18 protein-coding genes are annotated in these 18756 nt (G+C 68.6%); 13 read left to right on the forward strand and 5 right to left on the reverse strand.

Features of this window, described 5'->3' with window-relative positions:
- Positions 1 to 84 precede the first annotated feature (84 nt).
- Positions 85 to 897: a DUF3025 domain-containing protein gene (locus B1991_RS09310; protein ID WP_136258484.1), complete on the forward strand. Its 813-nt coding sequence runs from the start codon at positions 85 to 87 to the stop codon at positions 895 to 897.
- A 195-nt stretch (positions 898 to 1092) separates the two neighbouring features.
- Positions 1093 to 2088 carry a phosphate/phosphite/phosphonate ABC transporter substrate-binding protein gene (gene phnD, locus B1991_RS09315; protein WP_136258448.1) on the forward strand — a complete coding sequence of 332 codons (996 nt, stop codon included), beginning with the start codon at positions 1093 to 1095 and terminating at the stop codon, positions 2086 to 2088.
- Between the two features lie 13 nt (positions 2089 to 2101).
- Here the strand turns inward: phnD and greB are convergent, their stop codons facing one another.
- The 3 genes from greB to B1991_RS09330 are packed head-to-tail and all read right to left on the reverse strand — an operon-like array spanning position 2102 to position 5383.
- Complete coding sequence (gene greB, locus B1991_RS09320) at positions 2102 to 2611, reverse strand: transcription elongation factor GreB (RefSeq protein ID WP_136258449.1); 510 nt, start codon at positions 2609 to 2611, stop codon at positions 2102 to 2104.
- Positions 2608 to 3858, reverse strand: a complete 1251-nt coding sequence (locus B1991_RS09325) for a tetratricopeptide repeat protein (protein WP_136258450.1) — start codon at positions 3856 to 3858, stop codon at positions 2608 to 2610. The genes greB and B1991_RS09325 overlap by 4 nt, the downstream gene beginning before the upstream one ends.
- 16 nt (positions 3859 to 3874) lie before the next feature.
- A complete protein-coding gene (locus B1991_RS09330) occupies positions 3875 to 5383 on the reverse strand; it encodes a helicase HerA-like domain-containing protein (protein WP_136258451.1) in 1509 nt (502 codons plus the stop codon).
- Positions 5384 to 5511: 128 nt separating this feature from the next.
- Here B1991_RS09330 and B1991_RS09335 point away from each other — a divergent pair, with 128 nt between their 5' ends.
- The gene (locus B1991_RS09335; protein ID WP_136258452.1) at positions 5512 to 6990 is read left to right on the forward strand and encodes a lytic transglycosylase domain-containing protein; all 1479 of its coding nucleotides are present in this window, start codon (positions 5512 to 5514) and stop codon (positions 6988 to 6990) included.
- 24 nt (positions 6991 to 7014) lie between these two features.
- Here the strand turns inward: B1991_RS09335 and B1991_RS09340 are convergent, their stop codons facing one another.
- Both B1991_RS09340 and asd read right to left on the reverse strand, forming a co-directional pair.
- Positions 7015 to 7458, reverse strand: a complete 444-nt coding sequence (locus tag B1991_RS09340) for a hypothetical protein (protein ID WP_246031119.1) — start codon at positions 7456 to 7458, stop codon at positions 7015 to 7017.
- A 110-nt stretch (positions 7459 to 7568) separates the two neighbouring features.
- Positions 7569 to 8438 (reverse strand): archaetidylserine decarboxylase, encoded by an 870-nt coding sequence (asd, locus tag B1991_RS09345; protein WP_136258453.1) that lies wholly within the window; start codon positions 8436 to 8438, stop codon positions 7569 to 7571.
- 229 nt (positions 8439 to 8667) lie between these two features.
- Here asd and prmB point away from each other — a divergent pair, with 229 nt between their 5' ends.
- The 10 genes from prmB to B1991_RS09395 all read left to right on the forward strand — a co-directional run bounded on the left by prmB (position 8668) and on the right by B1991_RS09395 (position 18750).
- A complete protein-coding gene (gene prmB / locus B1991_RS09350; protein ID WP_136258454.1) occupies positions 8668 to 9594 on the forward strand; it encodes a 50S ribosomal protein L3 N(5)-glutamine methyltransferase in 927 nt (308 codons plus the stop codon).
- 3 nt (positions 9595 to 9597) lie between these two features.
- Positions 9598 to 10137: a GNAT family N-acetyltransferase gene (locus B1991_RS09355; protein WP_136258455.1), complete on the forward strand. Its 540-nt coding sequence runs from the start codon at positions 9598 to 9600 to the stop codon at positions 10135 to 10137.
- 130 nt (positions 10138 to 10267) lie between these two features.
- Complete coding sequence (gene aroC, locus B1991_RS09360; RefSeq protein ID WP_136258456.1) at positions 10268 to 11356, forward strand: chorismate synthase; 1089 nt, start codon at positions 10268 to 10270, stop codon at positions 11354 to 11356.
- Positions 11357 to 11385: 29 nt separating this feature from the next.
- Positions 11386 to 12375, forward strand: a complete 990-nt coding sequence (locus B1991_RS09365; RefSeq protein ID WP_136258457.1) for a 2-hydroxyacid dehydrogenase — start codon at positions 11386 to 11388, stop codon at positions 12373 to 12375.
- A gap of 34 nt (positions 12376 to 12409) precedes the next feature.
- Complete coding sequence (locus B1991_RS09370; RefSeq protein ID WP_136258458.1) at positions 12410 to 13441, forward strand: aspartate-semialdehyde dehydrogenase; 1032 nt, start codon at positions 12410 to 12412, stop codon at positions 13439 to 13441.
- A 2-nt stretch (positions 13442 to 13443) separates the two neighbouring features.
- The gene (locus B1991_RS09375; protein WP_136258459.1) at positions 13444 to 13740 is read left to right on the forward strand and encodes a hypothetical protein; all 297 of its coding nucleotides are present in this window, start codon (positions 13444 to 13446) and stop codon (positions 13738 to 13740) included.
- 170 nt (positions 13741 to 13910) lie between these two features.
- On the forward strand, positions 13911 to 16235 hold the full coding sequence (locus B1991_RS09380) for a motility hub landmark protein FimV (protein WP_136258460.1): 2325 nt from the start codon (positions 13911 to 13913) through the stop codon (positions 16233 to 16235).
- Positions 16236 to 16352: 117 nt separating this feature from the next.
- Positions 16353 to 17120, forward strand: a complete 768-nt coding sequence (gene truA, locus B1991_RS09385; protein WP_136258461.1) for a tRNA pseudouridine(38-40) synthase TruA — start codon at positions 16353 to 16355, stop codon at positions 17118 to 17120.
- On the forward strand, positions 17117 to 17758 hold the full coding sequence (locus B1991_RS09390; RefSeq protein ID WP_136258462.1) for a phosphoribosylanthranilate isomerase: 642 nt from the start codon (positions 17117 to 17119) through the stop codon (positions 17756 to 17758). Before truA ends, B1991_RS09390 begins: the two co-directional genes overlap by 4 nt.
- Positions 17746 to 18750, forward strand: a complete 1005-nt coding sequence (locus B1991_RS09395) for a cupin-like domain-containing protein (RefSeq protein ID WP_136258463.1) — start codon at positions 17746 to 17748, stop codon at positions 18748 to 18750. The genes B1991_RS09390 and B1991_RS09395 overlap by 13 nt, the downstream gene beginning before the upstream one ends.
- Positions 18751 to 18756: the final 6 nt, after the last annotated feature.

The following is an 18756-nucleotide window of genomic DNA, read 5'->3' on the forward strand; positions in this document are numbered from 1 at the left end:
CCAGTTTGCCGTGCGAAGATCAAGATGGATTCCCGCTTCCGCGAGAATGACGTCGTCGAGGGTTTCGTGGTGTCCGACAGGCGCATGAAGAAAACCCGCTACGTGGCACCGTCCCGCAACACAGTCGATGCGCAGGTATTCGCGCGAATGCCGTTGGCGGCATGGTGCGAACACGCCGGGCTGATCGAAGCCCGCGAGTGGCCGACCATCGACGCGCTCAACGCAGCCCGCTCCGACGGCATGCGCGAGCGCTTCGTGGCGCAGACCTGCGAACTGCTCGCCGACGGCCTGCACTACGAGCAGCGCATCGCGGAGCGCGGCGAGGTCGCCACTCGCGAACGCAACTGGCACGACCTGTTCAATGCGCTGGTCTGGCTGCGCCACGCCGCACTCAAACGCGCGCTCAACGCGCGGCAGGTGGCCGGGATCGCCTGCATGGGCCTGAAGCAACGCTCGCGCGCGCAATGCGCGCTGACCCATTTCGACGAAGCCGGCGTGGTGGTCGCGTTGCGCGACCTGTCGCTGCTGCCGCTGTGGGATGCGCACGACTGGCACGGCTTGTTCTGGCGCGAGCGCGACGCGTGGATGGATGGCCGCATCCATGTCGAGGTGTTCGGCCACGCCCTGCTCGAACATGCGCTGACGCCGACGCAACTGCTGGTGGGCAAGGCGTTGGTGGTGGCCGGGCCGCGGGTGTCTCCGCCCGAAGCTATCGCCAGCTGCGCGCAGGCCGTCGCCGACGGCGATGCGCTCCGCGATCCGCTGGATCTGCGTCCCTTGCCGCTGGCCGGCGTGCCCGGCTGGCATCCGGGCAACGCGCGGGAAGCGTTCTTGCGCGAGACGGCGTGCTTTCGGCCGGTGCGGGCGGGGCGCAGCTATCCGCGTCCGCTGACCTGAGGCGGCTCGCCGGGAGCGCCGGCATGCGCATCCGGAGCGGCGACGGCGGCGGTGCCGGGGCCTTTCTCGCGCGCTTGCCGGATCGGTCGATCGCGACTATATACAAGCTCACGGGGCGGGGTTCGCGGGAGCAGGGCATTGGATATCGCGAGTTTGCGGCGGCGCCGGGAGCGTCGCGAACGAAGTGGGACGTGGATGCTGGCAGTCCTGTTCACCCAGGGCCTGCTGCTTGCCAGCGGCAGTGCGCGGGCGGCGCAGGCGGCGGCGCCGGTCGAGCCGATCCGCTTCGGCATCCTGCCGATCGGCAGCGCGGCGGAGTCGCTGGAGCAATGGCGGCCGCTGCTGGACGACTTGCGCAAGCAGTTGGGCCACCCGGTGACTACCGTGTCGGTGGGCAGCTACGCCGGCTTGTCCGACGCGATCGGCGGCCAGCGGGTGGACGTGGCCTTCCTCTCCGGCAAGCTCGCGGTCGAGGCGGTGACGCATCAGCACATGCAGGTGTTTGCCCAGTTCGTGCGCAACGATGGCGTCAACGGCAACGTCGCCATGCTGGTGGTGCGCAGCGACAGCCCCATCCGCCATCTCGACGACCTGCTCGCCACGCCCCGCCACGGCTGGCGTTACGCGCGCAGCGAGCATTTGTCGGTCACCGGCTACACGGCGCCGGAAGCCTACGTGTTCGCCCCGCGCGGGCTCAATTCCGACACCTTCTTCGCCAGCGTGCGGGTAGGCGACCATCAGAGCAATCTGCTCGCCGTGGTCAATCGCGAGGTGGACGTGGCCAGCAGCAACAACCCGGACATGGACCTGTTCCGGCGCAATTTTCCGCGCGAGGCCGCGCAACTGCGGGTGATCTGGCGTTCGCGGCTGATTCCCTCCGGCGTGCTGGTGATCCGCGACGGCATGCCCGAATCGCTGCGCCGCAAGCTCACGGCGTTCCTGTTGGCCTATGGCAAGGCGCCGGGCGAAACCGGCGAACGCCAGCGCGAGCGGCTGGCGCGAGTGCCGGACCTGGGCGGTTTCGCGGCGGAGACCAATCACGTGCTGCAACCCTTCGTCGACATGCAGTACACCTTGCTGCGGCAGCAGGCCGAACAGGGCCGGTGGGTCAGCCCGCAAGCACGGCAGGCGCGGCTGGCGCAGATCGAGGACAACTATCGGCGTACCCTGAAACTGCTGGAACCGCGTTGATGCTGCAGCCGCGTCAGGCTTCCTGTTCGTAATTCACCGAGAGCACCACAAACTCCGTTCGCCCACCCGGCAGCTCGGCAGAAAACTCGTCGTCGACGCGCTTTTTCAGCACGGCGCGCGCTAGCGGCGAGTCGATGCTGATCCAGCCGCGTTTCGCGTCGGTCTCGTCCGGGCCCACGATGCGGTAGCGGTGGGTTTCACCGCTGGTCAAGTTCTCCAGGTCGATGCACGCGCCGAAGAACACGGCGCGGCGATCGCCCGGTGCGCCCTCGGCGACTTTCAGTGCGGGGATGCGTTTGCTGAGGTAACGCGCGCGGCGGTCGATCTCGCCGAGCTGCTTCTTGCGGTAGGTGTATTCGGCGTTTTCGGAGCGGTCGCCCTCGGCGGCCGCGGCGGCCAGAGCCTTCACCACCTCCGGGCGCCGCACGTGCCAGAGATGGTCCAGCTCGGCCTTGAGCCGCTCGAAACCCTCGCGGGTGATGATCGCGGTGGAACCGGGCGAGGGCGGACGCCAGCGGCTCATGCGGGGTCGGCCAACTGGCGCCGCTGGGCGTCGATTTCGCCGCGCAGCGGGTGCTCGGGCCAGGCTGCGACGAGCCGGTCGAGCAGCGCCGCCGCGCTGGCGTGCTGGTCGGCATGGGCGGCCAATGCCCGTGCGGCCAGCAGGCCATAGTGCGGCGCCTGCGGGTCGCGCGGCCAGCGCGTGAGGTAGCCCTGGCCCAGGTGGATCGACAGCCGACTCATGCCCATGCGTGCGGCCAGGTCGGCCAGGTTGCCGCAGGTTTGCGGGTCGTCCGGGATGAAGCTGGCGTCGAGGCCGATGCATTCCTGCAGCACGCCGAGCGCGCGGCGCGATTCGCCCTGGGCGATCAGTGCGGCAATCCAGATCTGGCCATGGATCAGCAAGTCGTCGCGCAGGCCCTGCCGGTGCAGCAGCTCGCGGTAGAACTGGTGCACGGCAGGTGGCGCAGCGCGTTCGCGCAGGCGACCGGCGAGTTGCCGCAGGGCAGCCATCGGATCATCCGTGGCTTGCTGGCGTGCCGCTTCGATCAACCCCTCGTCCGCGCCCTGCCCGGAGGCCTTGGCCAGCTCCGGCGCTTCGGGGACCATGCCGAATCGTTCATGGCGCTGGTGGATCATCGCGCCCATGAGATGGAAGGCGAGCACGATCAGGTAGGTGTAGGCGAACGCGAACAGCGGCAGGGCGAGCAGTCGCGGCAGGCGCGCGGTGATTACCGAGGCGACCACGATGAGAATGCCAAGCAGCAGGTTGATCGCCACCGGAATCAGATAGGCGGTACCGAAGGCACCCATGACACGCAGCCAGTTGAGCGGGTTGATGGCCAGCGCGAGGTTGCCGTCGAAGGCCAGCGACATGTCGATCGCCGGCAACACCAGGGCTGCCAGGATCAGCACCGGCCACAGCAGGCGCGGAAAGAACACGATGGAAACCACGCACGAGGCGACCACCAGCAGATGAATCGCGGTGAGTCCCCAGGCGCTGGCGTCGTTGCCGTCACTGCCCACTTCCGGCGGGTCGGCGTAACCGTTGGCGGTGTGCTGCATGCAATCCGCGGCATAGCGCCAGGTGGCGGCCCAGACCAGCACGCTGGCCAGCGCACCGAAGTAGCCGGGCAGCAGACCGACGTAGTGAGCCAGCGCCAGCACCGCGCAGGTGGCCAGCGCGGCGCCGCGCAGCGGATAGCCGAAGCCGTCCCGCAGGCGCTGCGCGAACGGCGTATCGGCGGCGACGATTTCGACGCGCGGCATCAGGGCAAGCCCTCGCTCAGCGCTTGCCGCCGAAGATGCCGCCCAGCACGCCGCGCAGGATCTGTCGGCCGAGCTGGCTGCCCGCGGTGCGCACCATCTGCTTGCCCATCGTCTCGATCATGCCTTGGCGGCGCTTGGTGCCGAACAGGGCGTCATGCACGGCGCCGCCCCAGCCGCCGTCCGCTTCCTTCGCCGAGCCATTGGCCGGTGCGTCGGCCGCCACGGTGGCAGCATTGGCTGCCTTGTCCTCGGCGCGCTTGGCCAGCATCTCGGCGGCCGATTCGCGATTGACCGTGGTGTCGTATTTCGCGCCCACCGGCGAGCGCTGGCGGATGGTGACGCGCTCGGCCTCGGTGATCGCGCCGATGCGGCAGCATGGCGTGGTCACCAGCACCTGCTCCACCGGCGAGGGCACGCCGCCGTTGCCGAGGGTGGAGGCCAGCGCCTCGCCGACGGCCAGCTTGGTGATCGCCTCGGTCACGTCGAGTTTCGGGTTGGCGACGAAGGTTTCGGCCGCGGCCTTGACCGCCTTCTGGTCGCGCGGGGTGAACGCGCGCAATGCGTGCTGGATGCGGTTGCCGAGCTGGCCCAGGATCACGCCGGGCACGTCGTCGGGGTTCTGCGAGCAGAAGTACACGCCGACGCCCTTGGAGCGGATCAGCCGCACCACCTGTTCCACGCGTTGCAGCAGCGCCGGCGAGGCGTCATCGAACAACAGGTGCGCCTCGTCGAAGAAGAACACCATCTTCGGCTGGTCGAGGTCGCCCACTTCGGGCAGTTGCTCGAACAGCTCGGACAGCAGCCACAGCAGGAAGGTGGAGTACAGCCGCGGCTTCAGGATCAGCTGGTCGGCGGCCAGCACGTTGATGATGCCGCGCCCGCTCATGTCCTGACGCATCAGGTCGGCCAGTTCCAGTGCCGGCTCGCCGAAGAACTGGTCGGCGCCGTCGCTTTCCAGTTTCAGCAACGCGCGCTGGATCGCCGCGATGCTGGTCGTGCTGATCAGGCCGTACTGGGTGGACAGCGCCTTGGCGTTCTCGGCGGCGTAGGTGAGCAGGGCGCGCAGGTCGGCCAGGTCCAGCAGCAGCCAGCCCTGGTCGTCGGCGGCCTTGAACACCACCTCGAGCACACCTTCCTGGGTGTCGTTCAATTCCAGCACGCGGCCGAGCAGGGTCGAACCCATTTCGCTGACGGTGGCGCGCACCGGATGGCCGAGCTTGCCGTAGATGTCCCAGAACACCACCGGATTGGCCTGCGCCCTCCAATCGGTGAGCTTGAGCTTCTCCAGGCGCGCCTTGAGTTTGTCGCCCGGCTCGCCGGCAGCCATCGCCAGCCCGGCCAGATCGCCCTTGGCGTCGGCCAGGAAGCACGGCACGCCCAGCCGCGAGAAGCCTTCGGCCAGCACCATCAGCGACACGGATTTGCCGGTGCCGGTGGCGCCGGCGATCATGCCGTGGCGGTTGCCGTAATGCGGGTCCAGGTTGACGCTGATGCTGTCGTTGCGGCCGATCAGGATGTCTGTCATGGCGGTCCTTCCGCTGGCGGTGACGCGATTGTAGCCAACCCGGTGCGCGGCTCGCGGTTGTGCCGTCGAGCGTTGAGTCCGGCTGCGCAGCCGGCTATGGTGAATGCTTTTTGCAGGTGAAGTTCTTCATGTCGTTGTTCCCCACATTTCGCTCGCGCCGCCTGGCGCCCGTCGTGCTGGCCTGCACCCTGTTCGGCGGCTGTGCCAGCAGCGGTGGCGACAGGACGCTGACGCCGGTGGATGCGTTGTATGGCCAGCTGAATCAGGCCAGCAAGGGCTACGAAACGGCGCTGCAGCAGGCGCGTGAAGGCAATGCAGATGCATCGGCACTGAGCCTGCGCCAGTCGCTCGACCTGTTGAAGCAGTCGTCGGCACGGTGCGCCACCACGTCCGGCTGCGATCCGCAGCGTTTCTTTTCCGTGTTCGACCGCCTGCTGCGCCTGAAGGACGGCCATTTCGACGACATTCCGGACCTGTCCGGCGACGTCGATTCGTCGCAGGCGCTGCTGGCTACCGGCCATGCCGGCGCGGCCAGCCTGCCGCAGGCGCAGCGCAGCGTGACCCTGCTGCACGGGCAGAAACTGTCGCAGCTGATCGCGATGAACGGGCCGGTGAAGGCGGCGCTGGAGATGTGGCTGACCCAGCGCCGGCCGTACCTGATGAATGCCTGGGTCAATTACCAGTACCTGCGCCACGAAATGTGGCCGACCTACCAGAAGGCCGACCTGCCCGAGGCGTTGCTGTTCGGCATGGTGGCCCAGGAATCCGGCGGCAAGGTGCATGCGGTGTCGCGCTCCGGCGCCTCCGGCCCGCTGCAGTTCATGTATTCCACGGGCATGCGTTTCGGGCTGGGCGTGGACAACGGCTTCGACATGCGCTTCGACCCCGCCGCCTCGGCGCGGGCCAATGCCGAGTATCTCAACGAGCAGTTGCGCATCTTCAACAACAACCTGGAGCTGGTCATCGGCGCCTACAACGGCGGCGAAGGCCGCATGCGCCGCGCGGTAGGCGACGATCCCTCGGTGAGTTTCTACGACCCGCGCATCTACGACCAGATGTCGCCCGAGACGCGCGACTACGTGCCCGCGGTGCTGGCGGCGGCATGGCTGTTCCTGCACCCGGACAGCTACAACCTGCGTTTCCCGAAGGTGGATGGCGCCCCCGGCAGCATTACCTTGAAGCGCGCCGCGTCACTGGATGAACTCACGGTTTGCCTGGGCTCGGCCGATGGCATGGGCGATGGCTGGTTCCGCACCTTGCGCAACCTCAATCCCCGGCTCGACCCGGACGCTACCCAGCCGGTGGGCAGCACGCTGCAGGTGCCCAAGCGGCTGGAAGGCGCCTATGCCTCGCGCTGTGTCGATGGTCCGTGGCCGATACTCGCGGCGGACCTGCACAGCGCGACGGTGCCGGTGGTGCCGGATCCGGCCCCGGCGAAGGCCAGCGCGCGCAGAACGACGACGTATCGCGTGCGCCACGGCGATACCTTGATCAGCATCGTGCGCAAGCTGCACTGTTCCAGCGTGCAGGAGCTTTCCGATCTGAACGACCTCAAGCACCACCGCATCCGGGCCGGCCAGCACCTGCAGGTGCCGGTCTGCCGTTGAGGCGGAGCTGACGGCGCGCCGCGCTCAGGCGACGGCGCTTTCCTGCATCCAGCTCTCCACCGTGTCGTTGCGGTTGCTGCCGTGGAGTTCCTTCAGTTCGCGCAACAATTGCAGCAACTGCCGATGCTGGGCCTGCAGGGTGGGTTGCGTGGCGGCCTTGGTCTCGTGATAAGCCACTGCCAGCCACAGCGCGATGCCGCGCAGGGCAACCTCGGCATTGCTCGAGCGCGCACGCTCGTAGCCCAGGTCTGTGCCTTGCCCCCACGGCAGGTAGCGCGATTCCGGCGTGGTGCCGTACAGATGCGGAAAATCGCAGCGCGAGGCCTGCCCGATCTCGCGCAGGGTGAGCATGCTCAACCGGTCGCGGCTGCGCTTGGGCAGCGCCCGGATGCTGCGTTCGATGTCGCGGAACTGACGGCCAAGCTGGCGCGAGCGCACCATCGCGAAGAATGGACTGATTATCTGCATGGTTCCCCTCGGCGCAGGTTCGGGACGGCGCGTGGGCCGAGCCGCCGCGAGGAGGTTAGCCGGCGACCCGGGGAATTTGCGCGCATAGCGTCACAAAATGACGCCTGGCGTCAGTTCGCGGAGGGCTGGCCCGGTGTCGCCGTGATCAGGCCGATCCGCTGGCCGACCCGAAGGTGCTGTTGCGGGGGCAGCGGATCCACCGTTGCGTTGCCCGGCGGCAACAGCACGATCACGGTGGAGCCCATGTTGAAGCGGGCCATCTCGGCGAAGCGCTCCAACGTGACGTCCTGCCCGGCGAACGACTTGCGCCGGATCGACGCGGCGTAGGGCGGGATCACCAGGCCGTCCCAGACCGTGGCCACCGACGAAACCAGGATCGCGCCCACCATCACCACCACGAAGGGGCCGTGCTCGCCGTCGAAATGGCACACCAGCCGCTCGTTGCGCGCGAACAGCCGCGGGATCGCCTCCACCGCGAACGGCGCCACGCTGAAGATGCGTCCGGGCACGTGCACGGTTTCGCGCAAGGTCCCTTTCAGCGGCATGTGCACGCGATGGTAGTCGCGTGGCGACAGATAAACCGTCACGAAGCTGCCGTTGCGGTACGGCGCGGCGGCGACTTCGTCGCCACCGAGCAGTTCGGCGGCGGTGTACTGCTGCCCCTTGGCCTGGAAAATCCGCCCGTCGACGATGGCACCGGCCTGGCTGACGCGGCCGTCGGCGGGCGAGAGCAGGGCGGCCGGATCGGTATCCGCCTGGCGCGCGCCCGGCTTCAGCTTGCGCGTGAAGAACGCATTGAAGTGCTGGTACGCGAGCGGATCGGGCTGCGCTGCCTCGGCCATGTCCACGTCGTAGTTGCGCACGATGGTGGCGATCAGCCAGTTCTTCCACGGCGCGAACGTCCAGCGCGTGGCCCAGTAGACCAGGCGCGACAGGAAGCGGTGCGGGATGGCGTATTGGAGGAATACCTTGAAAGTCATCGGGGCAGTATAGACGGCAATCCGCGTGGCTTTTCCCATCCACCACCCCACGCCGTTCACCCTGAGCGTAGGCCCGCAGGGCCGAAGTCGAAGGGTCTCTTCCCTCCGCCCAGACCCTTCGACTCCGCTTCGCTACGCTCAGGGCGAACGGCATGGGGGGCTTCGCGCGTTCGGAGCGAACAGTACGGGGCTTATAATCGCCGGCCGACTTGCCACCTTCCGGATCGCCGTGACCGCCGAGCTCGCCACCATCATCGACTTCATCCGTTACGGCGCCAGTCGCTTCTCGGCCGCCGGGCTGACCTTCGGGCACAGCCACGACAACCCGATCGACGAGGCCACGCATCTTGTGCTGGCCAGCCTGCATCTGCCGCCGGACATTCCGCCGGCCTATGGCGCGGGCCGGCTCACCGCCGAGGAGCGGACGAACGTGCTGGCGCTGATCGAGCGCCGCGTCAACGAGCGCTTGCCGGTGGCCTACCTGGTCGGCGAGACCTGGTTCGCCGGGCTGAAGTTCAAGAGTGACCGCCGTGCGCTGGTACCGCGCTCGCCGATCGCCGAGCTGATCGAAGCGGGCTTCGCGCCATGGCTGGACGAGCGCCACGTCGAGCGCGCGCTGGATCTGTGCACCGGCTCGGGCTGCATCGGCATCGCGATGGCCGAGTACAACCCCGAATGGCAGGTCGACATCGTCGACATCAGCGACGAGGCGCTGTCGCTGGCGCGCGAGAACATCGTGTTCCAGCACGTCGAAGGCCGGGTCGAGGCGATCCGTTCCGATCTGTTCGCCGGCGTGGCGGGGCGCAAATACGACCTGATCGTGTCCAATCCGCCCTACGTCACCGAGGACGAATACGCTGCCTTGCCGGGCGAATACGCGCACGAGCCGAAGCTCGGCCTGACTTCCGGCGTGGACGGCCTGGACCTGTGCCTGCGCATGCTGGACGAGGCGGCCGACCATCTCACCGACGACGGCTTGCTGATCGTCGAGGTGGGCGAGAGCGAGCACGCGCTGGCCGCGCTGCTGCCGGAAGTGCCGTTCATCTGGATCGAGTTCAAGGTCGGCCCGATGGGCGTGTTCGCGCTGGAGCGGCGCGACCTGGTCGAGCATGCCGCCGCGATCCATGCCGCGGCCGCCGCGCGCCGCCCGGGCTGAGCGATGGAGCTGGTCACGACGCGATTGCGGATCGACGCGTTGCGCCCTGACGACGCCGCGGCACTGTTTGCCGTGCGCAGCGATCCCGCGGTGGCCCGTTACCAGGGCTGGCGGCCCGCCGACCTTGCCGACGCGCATGCCTTCATCGACCGGCAATCGCCCGCGGCGACTCCGACGGGCTGGTTCCAGCGCGCGATCCGCCTGCGCGATGACGGTCGGCTGATCGGCGACCTCGGCGTGAACCTGCCCGAGGATGCGATGGAATCGGTCGAGTTCGGCATCAGTCTCGCGCCGGCCGTGCAGGGCCACGGCTACGCCGGCGAAGCCGTGCGCGCCCTGTTCGGGCAGGTATTCGGCCCGTGGCGTCGGCACCGCATCCACGCCTCGGTCGACCCGCGCAACCAGGCCTGCCTCGCCCTGCTGCGTTCGCTGGGCATGCGCCAGGAAGCCCATCACCGCGAGAGCCTGTGGCTGCACGGCGAATGGGTCGACGACGTGGTCTTCGCCATGCTCTCCCGCGATTGGCTGGCGACAGAACGGTAGGAGCCCGCTCGCGGGCGATGCTTCCTTGCCGGGAATAGGGAGTCGCAAAAGCTCAAAAGCATCGCCCGCGAGCGGGCTCCTACAGAAAGGGTGGTGCCGGTATGCTTGGGGCTTTGATCCCGGACGCGCCATGTCCAGCAATTCCTTCGGCAAGCTGTTCACCGTCACCACCTTCGGCGAAAGCCACGGGCCAGCGATCGGCTGCGTGATCGACGGCTGTCCGCCGGGGCTGGCGATCGCGCCGGAGGAGTTTCGCCACGATCTCGAGCGCCGCGCCACCGGGCGCAGCCGCTACACCTCGCAGCGGCACGAGGCGGACGAGGTGGAGATCCTCTCCGGGGTCTACCGGGGCCAGACCACCGGTACGCCGATCGCGCTGCTGATCCGCAACACCGACCAGCGCAGCAAGGACTACGGCGAGATCGAGCAGACCTTCCGCCCCGGTCATGCCGACTACACCTACTGGCAGAAATATGGCATCCGCGACCCGCGCGGCGGCGGGCGCTCCTCGGCGCGCGAGACCACCATGCGCGTGGCTGCCGCGGTGGTCGCCAAGAAGTGGCTGGCCGAGCATCACGGTGTGCGCGTGCGCGGTTATCTGGCGCAGATCGGCGGGGTCGTGCCGGACGCGTTCGACTGGGAGGCGGTGGAGCAGAACCCGTTCTTCTGGCCCGACGCTGCCCAGGTGCCGGCGCTGGAGGATTACATCAACAAGCTGCGCAAGTCCGGTGACTCGGTCGGCGCGCGCGTCAACGTGGTCGCCGACGGCGTGCCGCCGGGTTGGGGCGAACCGATCTACGGCAAGCTGGACGGCGACCTCGCCGCGGCGCTGATGTCGATCAACGCAGTCAAGGGTGTGGAGATCGGCGACGGTTTCGCCGCCGTCGCCCAGCGCGGCAGCGAACATCGCGACGAGATGCATTTGGACGGCTTTACGTCCAATCATGCCGGCGGTATCCTCGGCGGCATCAGCAGTGGCCAGCCGGTCACCGCTTCCATCGCGTTGAAGCCCACGTCCAGCATCCTGATTCCCGGCCACAGCGTGAACCTGGCCGGCGAGCCGGTGGACGTGGTCACCAAGGGGCGGCACGACCCCTGCGTCGGCATCCGCGCCACGCCCATCGCCGAAGCGATGGTGGCGTTGGTGCTGATGGACCATGCCTTGCGCCATCGGGCGCAGTGCGGCGACGTGGGGCCGGTGGCGCCACGCATCGCCTGAGGTCCAACCACCGCCACCGGAATCGTTCGATGACCGACAAGCCGCGCGTCTGGGTGTCCCGCCCCACCTTCCCCGGTGTCATTGCCCGGCTGGAGCCGCATTTCGAGGTGACTGTCGAGGACACCGAACGCAAGCTCGGTCCGTCCGAACTGGCCGCCCGGCTGGCGAGGCAGGACGCCGTGATCGTGGGCCTCAAGGACCGCATCGGCGCGGCCGAAGTCGGTGCCGCCGAGCGCCTGCGCATCGTGGCCAACCTGGCGGTGGGCTACGACAACATCGACGTCGATGCGATGAGCGCCGCCGGCATCGCGGTCTCCAACACCGCCGACGTGCTCAACGAGAGCGTGGCGGACTACGCCTGGGCGCTGTTGCTGGGCGCGGCCCGGCGCATGACCGCGGCAGAGCGCTGGCTGCGCGCCGGCCACTGGCATGCGACCGAGTTCAAGGCCTGGCTGGGCAGCGACGTGCGTGGTCGCACCCTGGGCATCCTCGGCATGGGTCGCATCGGCCAGGCCATTGCCCATCGCGCGGTCGGCTTCGGCATGCCGGTGATCTATCACAACCGCTCGCCACTGCCCGAGGCGGTCGAGCGCGCCTGCCACGCGCGCCACGTCGACAAGGCGCAGTTGCTGGGCGAGTCCGATTTCCTGGTGCTGGCCTTGCCGCTGACCCCGCGCACCCGGCATGCCGTCGGCGCGCCTGAACTGGCTCTGATGAAGCCGACCGCGCTGCTGATCAATATCGCCCGCGGTGGCATCGTCGACGACGCCGCGCTGGCCGCGGCGTTGCGCGACCGCCGCCTGGCCGGCGCGGCGCTGGACGTGTTCGAGGGCGAACCGAAGCTGCATCCGGCACTGCTGACGCTCGACAACGTGGTGCTCAGCCCGCATATCGCCAGCGCCACGACCGAAACCCGCCGCGCGATGACCTCGGTGGCGGTGGACAATGTGCTGGCGCTGTTCGGCCACGGCCCCCATGCCGGACGGCCGCCCAACATCGTCAATCCGAACGTGCTGTAAGCGGTACGCCTCTTTCTCCCGAGCAGACCATCCCATGAGTCAGAAGAGCAGTTACAAGGTCGCCATGGTCGGCGCCACCGGTGCCGTCGGTGAAACCCTGCTGGCGATCCTCGCCGAGCGCGAGTTCCCGGTCAGCGAACTGGTGCCGCTGGCCAGCGAACGTTCGGCCGGCGAGCGGATCTCCTTCGGCGGCAAGCAGGTCACCGTGCAGTTGCTGGACGGTTACGATTTCGCCGGCGTGGACATCGCGTTCTTCTCCGCCGGCGGCTCGGTCAGCCGCGAGCACGCGCCGCGGGCGGCGGCGGCCGGTGCGGTGGTGATCGACAACACTTCCGAGTTCCGCTATCAGGACGACATCCCGCTGGTGATCAGCGAGGTCAACCCGCACGCGATCGCCCAGTACACCAACCGCGGCATCATCGCCAACCCGAATTGCTCGACCATGCAGATGCTGGTGGCGTTGGCGCCGATCCACCGCGCCGTGCAGATCGAGCGGATCAACGTGGCCACCTACCAGTCGGTTTCCGGTGCCGGCCGCAGCGGGATGGAGGAGCTCGGGCGCGAGACCGCGGCCCTGCTGAACTTCCAAAGCGTGGAGCCGGGCAAGAAATTTCCGGTGCAGATCGCGTTCAATGTGATCCCGCAGATCGACGACTTCCAGCCCAACGGTTACACCAAGGAAGAGATGAAGCTGGTGTGGGAGACCCGCAAGATCCTGGAGGACGAGTCGATCCAGGTGAACCCGACCGCGGTACGCGTGCCGGTGTTCTATGGCCATTCCGAGGCGGTGCACATCGAGACCAGCGACAAGATCACCGTCGACGAGGCCCGCGAGCTGCTGCGCCAGGCGCCGGGCGTGGTGCTGATGGACGAGCGCAAGCCGGCCGGTTATCCGACCCCGGTGGCGCAGGCCGCGGGCACCGACGGCGTGTTCGTCGGGCGCATCCGCGAGGACATCTCGCACGAGCGCGGGCTGGACCTGTGGGTCGTCTCGGACAACATCCGCAAGGGTGCGGCGTTGAATGCGGTACAGATTGCCGAGTTGCTGATCGAGGATTTTCTCTGACCATGCCTGTCCCGCCACTTCTCGCCGTCATCGGCATCTTGCTGGGCGCGCCGGCCTGGGCCGCACCGCCGGCCGGCGTGGCCCGCGCCAGTTCGGCGTCCGCGCATGTGCTGCCGACCGTGCGGCAGCGCATGCAGCACGACCAGGTCGAGGTGACGCGTCTGCAGAAGGAGGTGGCGCGCCAGGAATCGGCCAGCCAGCGCGCCAGCCGGCAGCTGGAGCAGCAGGATGCGAAAATAGCCGAGTTGCGCCGCCAGCTGTCGAAGTTGCGGGCCGAGGCGCCTGCCGACCAGCCATGAAGTCGCGCCCGGGGCAAGAACCGGCAGCAGCAATGTGTCGCAAGTATTCGCCGCAGCTATTGTTGATTGCCCTTCTTGTAACTAAAGTGGCGGCACGGTGACGCGGCCGCCGCCTTGGTGGCGGCATCTTTTCAACAAGAAAGCGTCAGGGATTGTTCGGGGGATCATGCATGAATCGTTCGTTGAAGTTGTCGATGCTGGTGGCACTGGCGCTGGGGAGCAGTCAGCTCCTGGCACTGGACCTGGGTCAGGTCCAGGTCAAGTCGGCGCTGGGACAGCCGCTGCTGGCGGAGATTCCGCTGCACCCGGCCAACCCGGCCGAATTGCAGGGCCTTACGGTGAAGCTCGCCTCCAGCGAGCAGTTCGCCCGGGCCGGCATCGTGGGCGGGCGCACCGATATTCCGCTGCATTTCAGCGTGGCCGCCGGCGCGCATCCGGTGATCCGCATCACCAGCAGCGTGCCGGTGAACGATCCCTACCTCGACCTCCTCATTGAAGTGGACGGAAAGGACGGGCCCAGCGTACGGGAGTACGCGATCCTGCTCGATCCGCCCGGGACGCATTCGGCGGTCGCGGCGGTCGCGGCTCCGGCTCCCGCGGTGTCGCCGCGTCAGGCCAGCCCGACCCCCCGTCCCGCGCAGAGTGCGCCCGCCAAGGCATCGCAGCCGGCGCCGGTCACCCGTGCGCCGACTCCCGCGGCCGTCCAGAATGGCCGTTTCCCGGTCCAGAGCGGGCAGACGCTGTCGGGTATCGCCCGCAGCGTGGCACCGGCCGGGGTCGACGTGCGCCAGATGATGCTGGCCCTGCAGCAGGCCAACCCCGATGCGTTCTACCGCGACAACATCAATGCCTTGAAGAGCGGCGTGGTGCTGCGCGTGCCCACCGCTTCCGAGGCGCAGGCCATGACCCTGGCTGCGGCGGCGGCCGAGGTGAGCCGGCAGAACAGCGACTGGCGCGCCGGCACGCCGGGCAGCCCCGCCGTGGTGGCGGACGCCGCCACGCGTGCCTCCTCCTCGGGTTCGCCCACCACCGGCACGGCCGGCAACGAGGACCGACTGGCCCTGGTGCCTCCGCAGGCGGGTGGCGCCGCGGCCGGTGGACAGTCCGCCGGCAAGGCCGACCAGTCGGCCGCCAGCCTGCGCGACGAGCTGCTGCGCAGCCGCGAGGGCCTGGCCAGCCTGAAGCAGCAGAGCGATGACCTGAAGGCGCGGCTGAAAGACCTCAATGACATCAACACCAAGAACGAACACCTGCTTTCGCTGAAGGACAGCGAGATCGCCGAACTGCAGGCCAAGTTGGCCGCGGCACGCAAGGCCTCCGGCGCCCCGGCTACCGCCCCGGCCGCTGCCGGCACGGCCGCCGCCGAGCCTCTGGCAGTGGAACCGGTGGTGGCGACCGCGGGCAGCAGCGCCGAGGTCGGCGAGAGCCCACTGGCTTCGGCAGCCTCCGCTTCCGGCGTCGCGCCCGCGGCTTCGGTGGCGGGCATGGCGCCGGCATCGGCCGGGTCGGCGTCGCTGGCCATGGCCGGCACGGCGGCTGTCGTCACGCCGGCACCGGCAGCCGCATCAACCGCTGCGACCGAGCCTGCAGCGACGCCCGTGCCCGCGTCCGCTCCCGCTCGCGTGGTGGAGCAGCCGTGGTACATGCAGACCTGGGCCTGGGCCGCTGCAGCCGGTGCGGTGATCGTGCTGATCCTGCTGGCTGTCCTCGGTCGTCGCCGCAAGCCCGCTGCTGCGGCCAAGGCGGGGTCCTCCCTGGCGGATCGTTTCGGAGCCACGCCGCCGGCGGATGACGACGACCTGCTTGCCGATGGCGATACCGACCAGGAGCAACTGCTCGACCAGCTGGCCGAGCACCCGGACGACATCTACCTGCATCTCGAGCTGGTCACCCTGTATTACTCGCGGCGTGACGTGGAGCGCTTCGAGGCCGCGGCCGAGGCGATGCATGCGCACATTACCGATCCGGCGCAGGACGAGTGGCAGGACGTGGTGCACATGGGCGAGGACCTCGCGCCGGAACACCCCTTGTTCGACCACCATGCGGAACCCGCGGACGTCGATCCCGAGGCGGCGCAGGCGTTCGACATCGACGACTATGCCGACGACAGCGATGCGCCCACCGTGGTTTCCTCGCTGCCGCCCTCGCTGCCTGCCAGCGGGAAGAAGGTCACCGGGTACAGTTTCGATTTCGACCTGACCCAGCCCGCGGCGGGCGAATCGCGCACGCCGCCGCCGGCAACGGCGGACGACGTGACCGTGGTCAAGCCGCACGCCGAGCCGAAGGCTTCGTGGGATGCGCCGGAAACCGGCGCGCCCGCGGCGGAATCGGTCGAGTTCAGCGACGATCCGGTCGATACCAAGCTCGACCTGGCGCGCGCCTATCTCGACATGGGCGATGCCGATGGTGCTCGCGCGATGCTCGGCGAAGTTCTCAAGGAAGGCAGCCAGATGCAGCGTGACGTGGCGCGCAAACTGCTCGACGGTCTGGGCTGAGGGCGCCTCGCGCGCGGGATGAAAACCGGGCCGGCCTTGCCGGCCCGATTTCTTTTCGGCGGATGGGCGTCGCCCGCCTGCTAATCTTTGACGCTTTCCTGAAGATCTGCGGCATCCATGCGCATCGCCCTCGGCATCGAGTATGACGGCACCGATTTCTACGGCTGGCAGCGCCTGACCGAAGGGGTGAGCGTGCAGGGTGCGGTCGAACAGGCGCTGACGAGGGTCGCGGACCATCCGGTGCAGGTGAGTTGCGCGGGCCGCACCGACGCCGGCGTCCACGGGCGTTGCCAGGTGGTGCATTTCGATACCGACGCGCGCCGCGAAATGCGGGGCTGGGTGCTCGGCGCCTGCTCGAACCTGCCGACCAGCGTGGCCGTGTTGTGGGCGCAGCCGGTGCCGGACAGTTTCCATGCGCGTTTCTCCGCGCGCAGCCGCCGTTATCGCTACCACCTTCTCAACCGGCCGGTGCGCGCGGCGCTGGACGCTCGCTACGTCACCTGGGAGCGCCTGCCGCTGGACGCCGCGCGCATGCACGAAGCCGCACAGGCCTTGCTGGGCGAACACGACTTCAGCGCGTTCCGCGCCTTGTCCTGCCAGGCGCCGCACCCGCGCCGCAGCGTGCTGGCGGTCGGCGTCCGGCGCGAGAACGAGCAGGTGTTCGTCGACATCGAAGCCAATGCGTTCCTGCACCACATGGTGCGCAACATCGTCGGCTCGCTGCTGCTGATCGGCCGTGGCGAGCAACCGGTGGAATGGCTGGGTGAATTGCTGGCCGGCCGCGACCGGCAGGTGGCCGGGCCCACGGCAGCGGCGTCCGGCCTGACCTTCGTTGGCCCGCGCTACGAGGCACACTGGGGATTGCCGCTCGAGGTGAGCCAATGACCCGCATCAAATGCTGCGGCATGACTCGCGTCGAGGACGCGCTGCTCGCCGCGCGGCTCGGCGCCGATGCGATCGGCCTGGTGTTCACCACGCGCAGCAAGCGGCGGGTGACGCTGGCGCGTGCGCGCGAGATCGTCGCGGCGCTGCCGCCGTTCATCGCCACGGTCGCCCTGTTCATGGACGACGCGACGGCGCGGGTGCAGCAGGTGGTTGATGAGGTCGCTCCCACGCTGCTGCAGTTTCATGGCCGCGAAAGCGATGACTGGTGCGCACAGTTCGGTCGTCCCTTCCTGAAGGCGATCGCGATGGGCGAGGGGGCCTCTGCGCTGCCGCGCCTGCGCGATTACCCCCGCGCCGCCGGCCTGTTGCTGGACGGCCATGCGGCGGGCGAGGCGGGCGGCAGCGGCAGGGCGTTCGACTGGTCGTTGCTGCCGGGCGACCTCGCACAGCCGATGATCCTGGCCGGCGGACTGCATGCCGGCAACGTCGGCGATGCGGTGCGCACGGTATGCCCGTGGGCGGTGGATGTGGCCAGCGGGGTGGAATCGACACCGGGGATCAAGGATGCGGCGCGGCTCGAAGCCTTCATTCGCGCGGTGCGTGCGGCCGATGCGGAACAGGTGGCATGCCGGGCGTGATCGAGGAATACCGGGGTGCCGGACAGTCGCTCGGGCTCGCCGAGCTGCTGGATCGTGCACGCCCGCTGGTCATCCGCGGCCTGTGCCGCGACTGGCCGATGGTGGCGTGGTCGCGGCAATCGGACACGGCGTTTGCCCAAGGCCTGGCGAAGCTCGACAACGGCAGCGAGGTCGATGCGCTGCTGATGCCGGCAGGCGAGGGCGGCGTGATCGGCTACAACGCGGATGTCGACGGCTTCAACTACGCGCATCACCGGGTCTCGATCACCCGGGGCCTGCAGCGGCTGGCGGCCTGCAGCCGCCAGGACAATCCGCCGGGGCTGGCCATGCAGAGCGCGCTGATCGCCGACTGCCTGCCCGGTCTGCTGGACGACCACGCGATTCCATTCATCGGGAAGGCGATCCAGCCGCGCATCTGGATCGGCAACAAGGTCACCACGCCGGCGCATTTCGACGAATATCACAACATCGCCTGCGTGGTGTGCGGGGTGCGGCGCTTCACCCTGTTTGCACCCGAACAGGTGCGCAACCTCTACATCGGTCCGCTCGATTTCGCGCCGACCGGCGCGGCGATCGGCATGGCCCGGCTCGATCGTCCCGACGATCCGCGCTTCCCCCGCCTGAAGGATGCGCTGGCCGAAGCGCAGGTGGCCGAGCTGCATCCCGGCGACGCGATCTACATCCCGCCGATGTGGTGGCACCACGTCGAGTCGCTGGAGCAGATCAACGCGCTGGTGAACTACTGGTGGAAGCCGGTGCCGGCCGGTGCCGAGGCGCCGGCCACGGCGCTGGGTTGCCTGATGCATTGCATTCTCGTGTTCCGCGCCTTGCCGCCGGCGGAGCGGGCGGCGTGGAAAGACATGCTGGATCACTACGTCTTCGGCGACGAGAACCCCGCCGCACACATTCCCGCCGGGCGGCGCGGGATACTCGGCGCGCTCACGCCCGAGCAACGGGCCGAGTTCCGGGAAACCATCCGGCGTTATCTGTGAGCTATC

This window comes from Rhodanobacter lindaniclasticus, from assembly GCF_004799035.1.
Taxonomy (GTDB): Bacteria; Pseudomonadota; Gammaproteobacteria; order Xanthomonadales; family Rhodanobacteraceae; genus Rhodanobacter; species Rhodanobacter lindaniclasticus.

What these genes read in the sequence shown, in the direction of transcription:
- aroC (WP_136258456.1), top strand. Translation starts at nt 10,268, where the DNA reads ATGTCCAGCAATTCCTTCGGCAAGCTGTTCACCGTCACCACCTTCGGC.
- B1991_RS09395 (WP_136258463.1), top strand. Translation starts at nt 17,746, where the DNA reads ATGCCGGGCGTGATCGAGGAATACCGGGGTGCCGGACAGTCGCTCGGG.
- B1991_RS09335 (WP_136258452.1), top strand. Translation starts at nt 5,512, where the DNA reads ATGTCGTTGTTCCCCACATTTCGCTCGCGCCGCCTGGCGCCCGTCGTG.
- B1991_RS09310 (WP_136258484.1), top strand. Translation starts at nt 85, where the DNA reads ATGAAGAAAACCCGCTACGTGGCACCGTCCCGCAACACAGTCGATGCG.
- B1991_RS09380 (WP_136258460.1), top strand. Translation starts at nt 13,911, where the DNA reads ATGAATCGTTCGTTGAAGTTGTCGATGCTGGTGGCACTGGCGCTGGGG.
- greB (WP_136258449.1), bottom strand. Translation starts at nt 2,611, where the DNA reads ATGAGCCGCTGGCGTCCGCCCTCGCCCGGTTCCACCGCGATCATCACC.
- B1991_RS09325 (WP_136258450.1), bottom strand. Translation starts at nt 3,858, where the DNA reads ATGCCGCGCGTCGAAATCGTCGCCGCCGATACGCCGTTCGCGCAGCGC.
- B1991_RS09340 (WP_246031119.1), bottom strand. Translation starts at nt 7,458, where the DNA reads ATGCAGATAATCAGTCCATTCTTCGCGATGGTGCGCTCGCGCCAGCTT.
- B1991_RS09365 (WP_136258457.1), top strand. Translation starts at nt 11,386, where the DNA reads ATGACCGACAAGCCGCGCGTCTGGGTGTCCCGCCCCACCTTCCCCGGT.
- asd (WP_136258453.1), bottom strand. Translation starts at nt 8,438, where the DNA reads ATGACTTTCAAGGTATTCCTCCAATACGCCATCCCGCACCGCTTCCTG.
- B1991_RS09375 (WP_136258459.1), top strand. Translation starts at nt 13,444, where the DNA reads ATGCCTGTCCCGCCACTTCTCGCCGTCATCGGCATCTTGCTGGGCGCG.
- B1991_RS09355 (WP_136258455.1), top strand. Translation starts at nt 9,598, where the DNA reads ATGGAGCTGGTCACGACGCGATTGCGGATCGACGCGTTGCGCCCTGAC.
- B1991_RS09370 (WP_136258458.1), top strand. Translation starts at nt 12,410, where the DNA reads ATGAGTCAGAAGAGCAGTTACAAGGTCGCCATGGTCGGCGCCACCGGT.
- B1991_RS09330 (WP_136258451.1), bottom strand. Translation starts at nt 5,383, where the DNA reads ATGACAGACATCCTGATCGGCCGCAACGACAGCATCAGCGTCAACCTG.
- truA (WP_136258461.1), top strand. Translation starts at nt 16,353, where the DNA reads ATGCGCATCGCCCTCGGCATCGAGTATGACGGCACCGATTTCTACGGC.
- phnD (WP_136258448.1), top strand. Translation starts at nt 1,093, where the DNA reads ATGCTGGCAGTCCTGTTCACCCAGGGCCTGCTGCTTGCCAGCGGCAGT.
- B1991_RS09390 (WP_136258462.1), top strand. Translation starts at nt 17,117, where the DNA reads ATGACCCGCATCAAATGCTGCGGCATGACTCGCGTCGAGGACGCGCTG.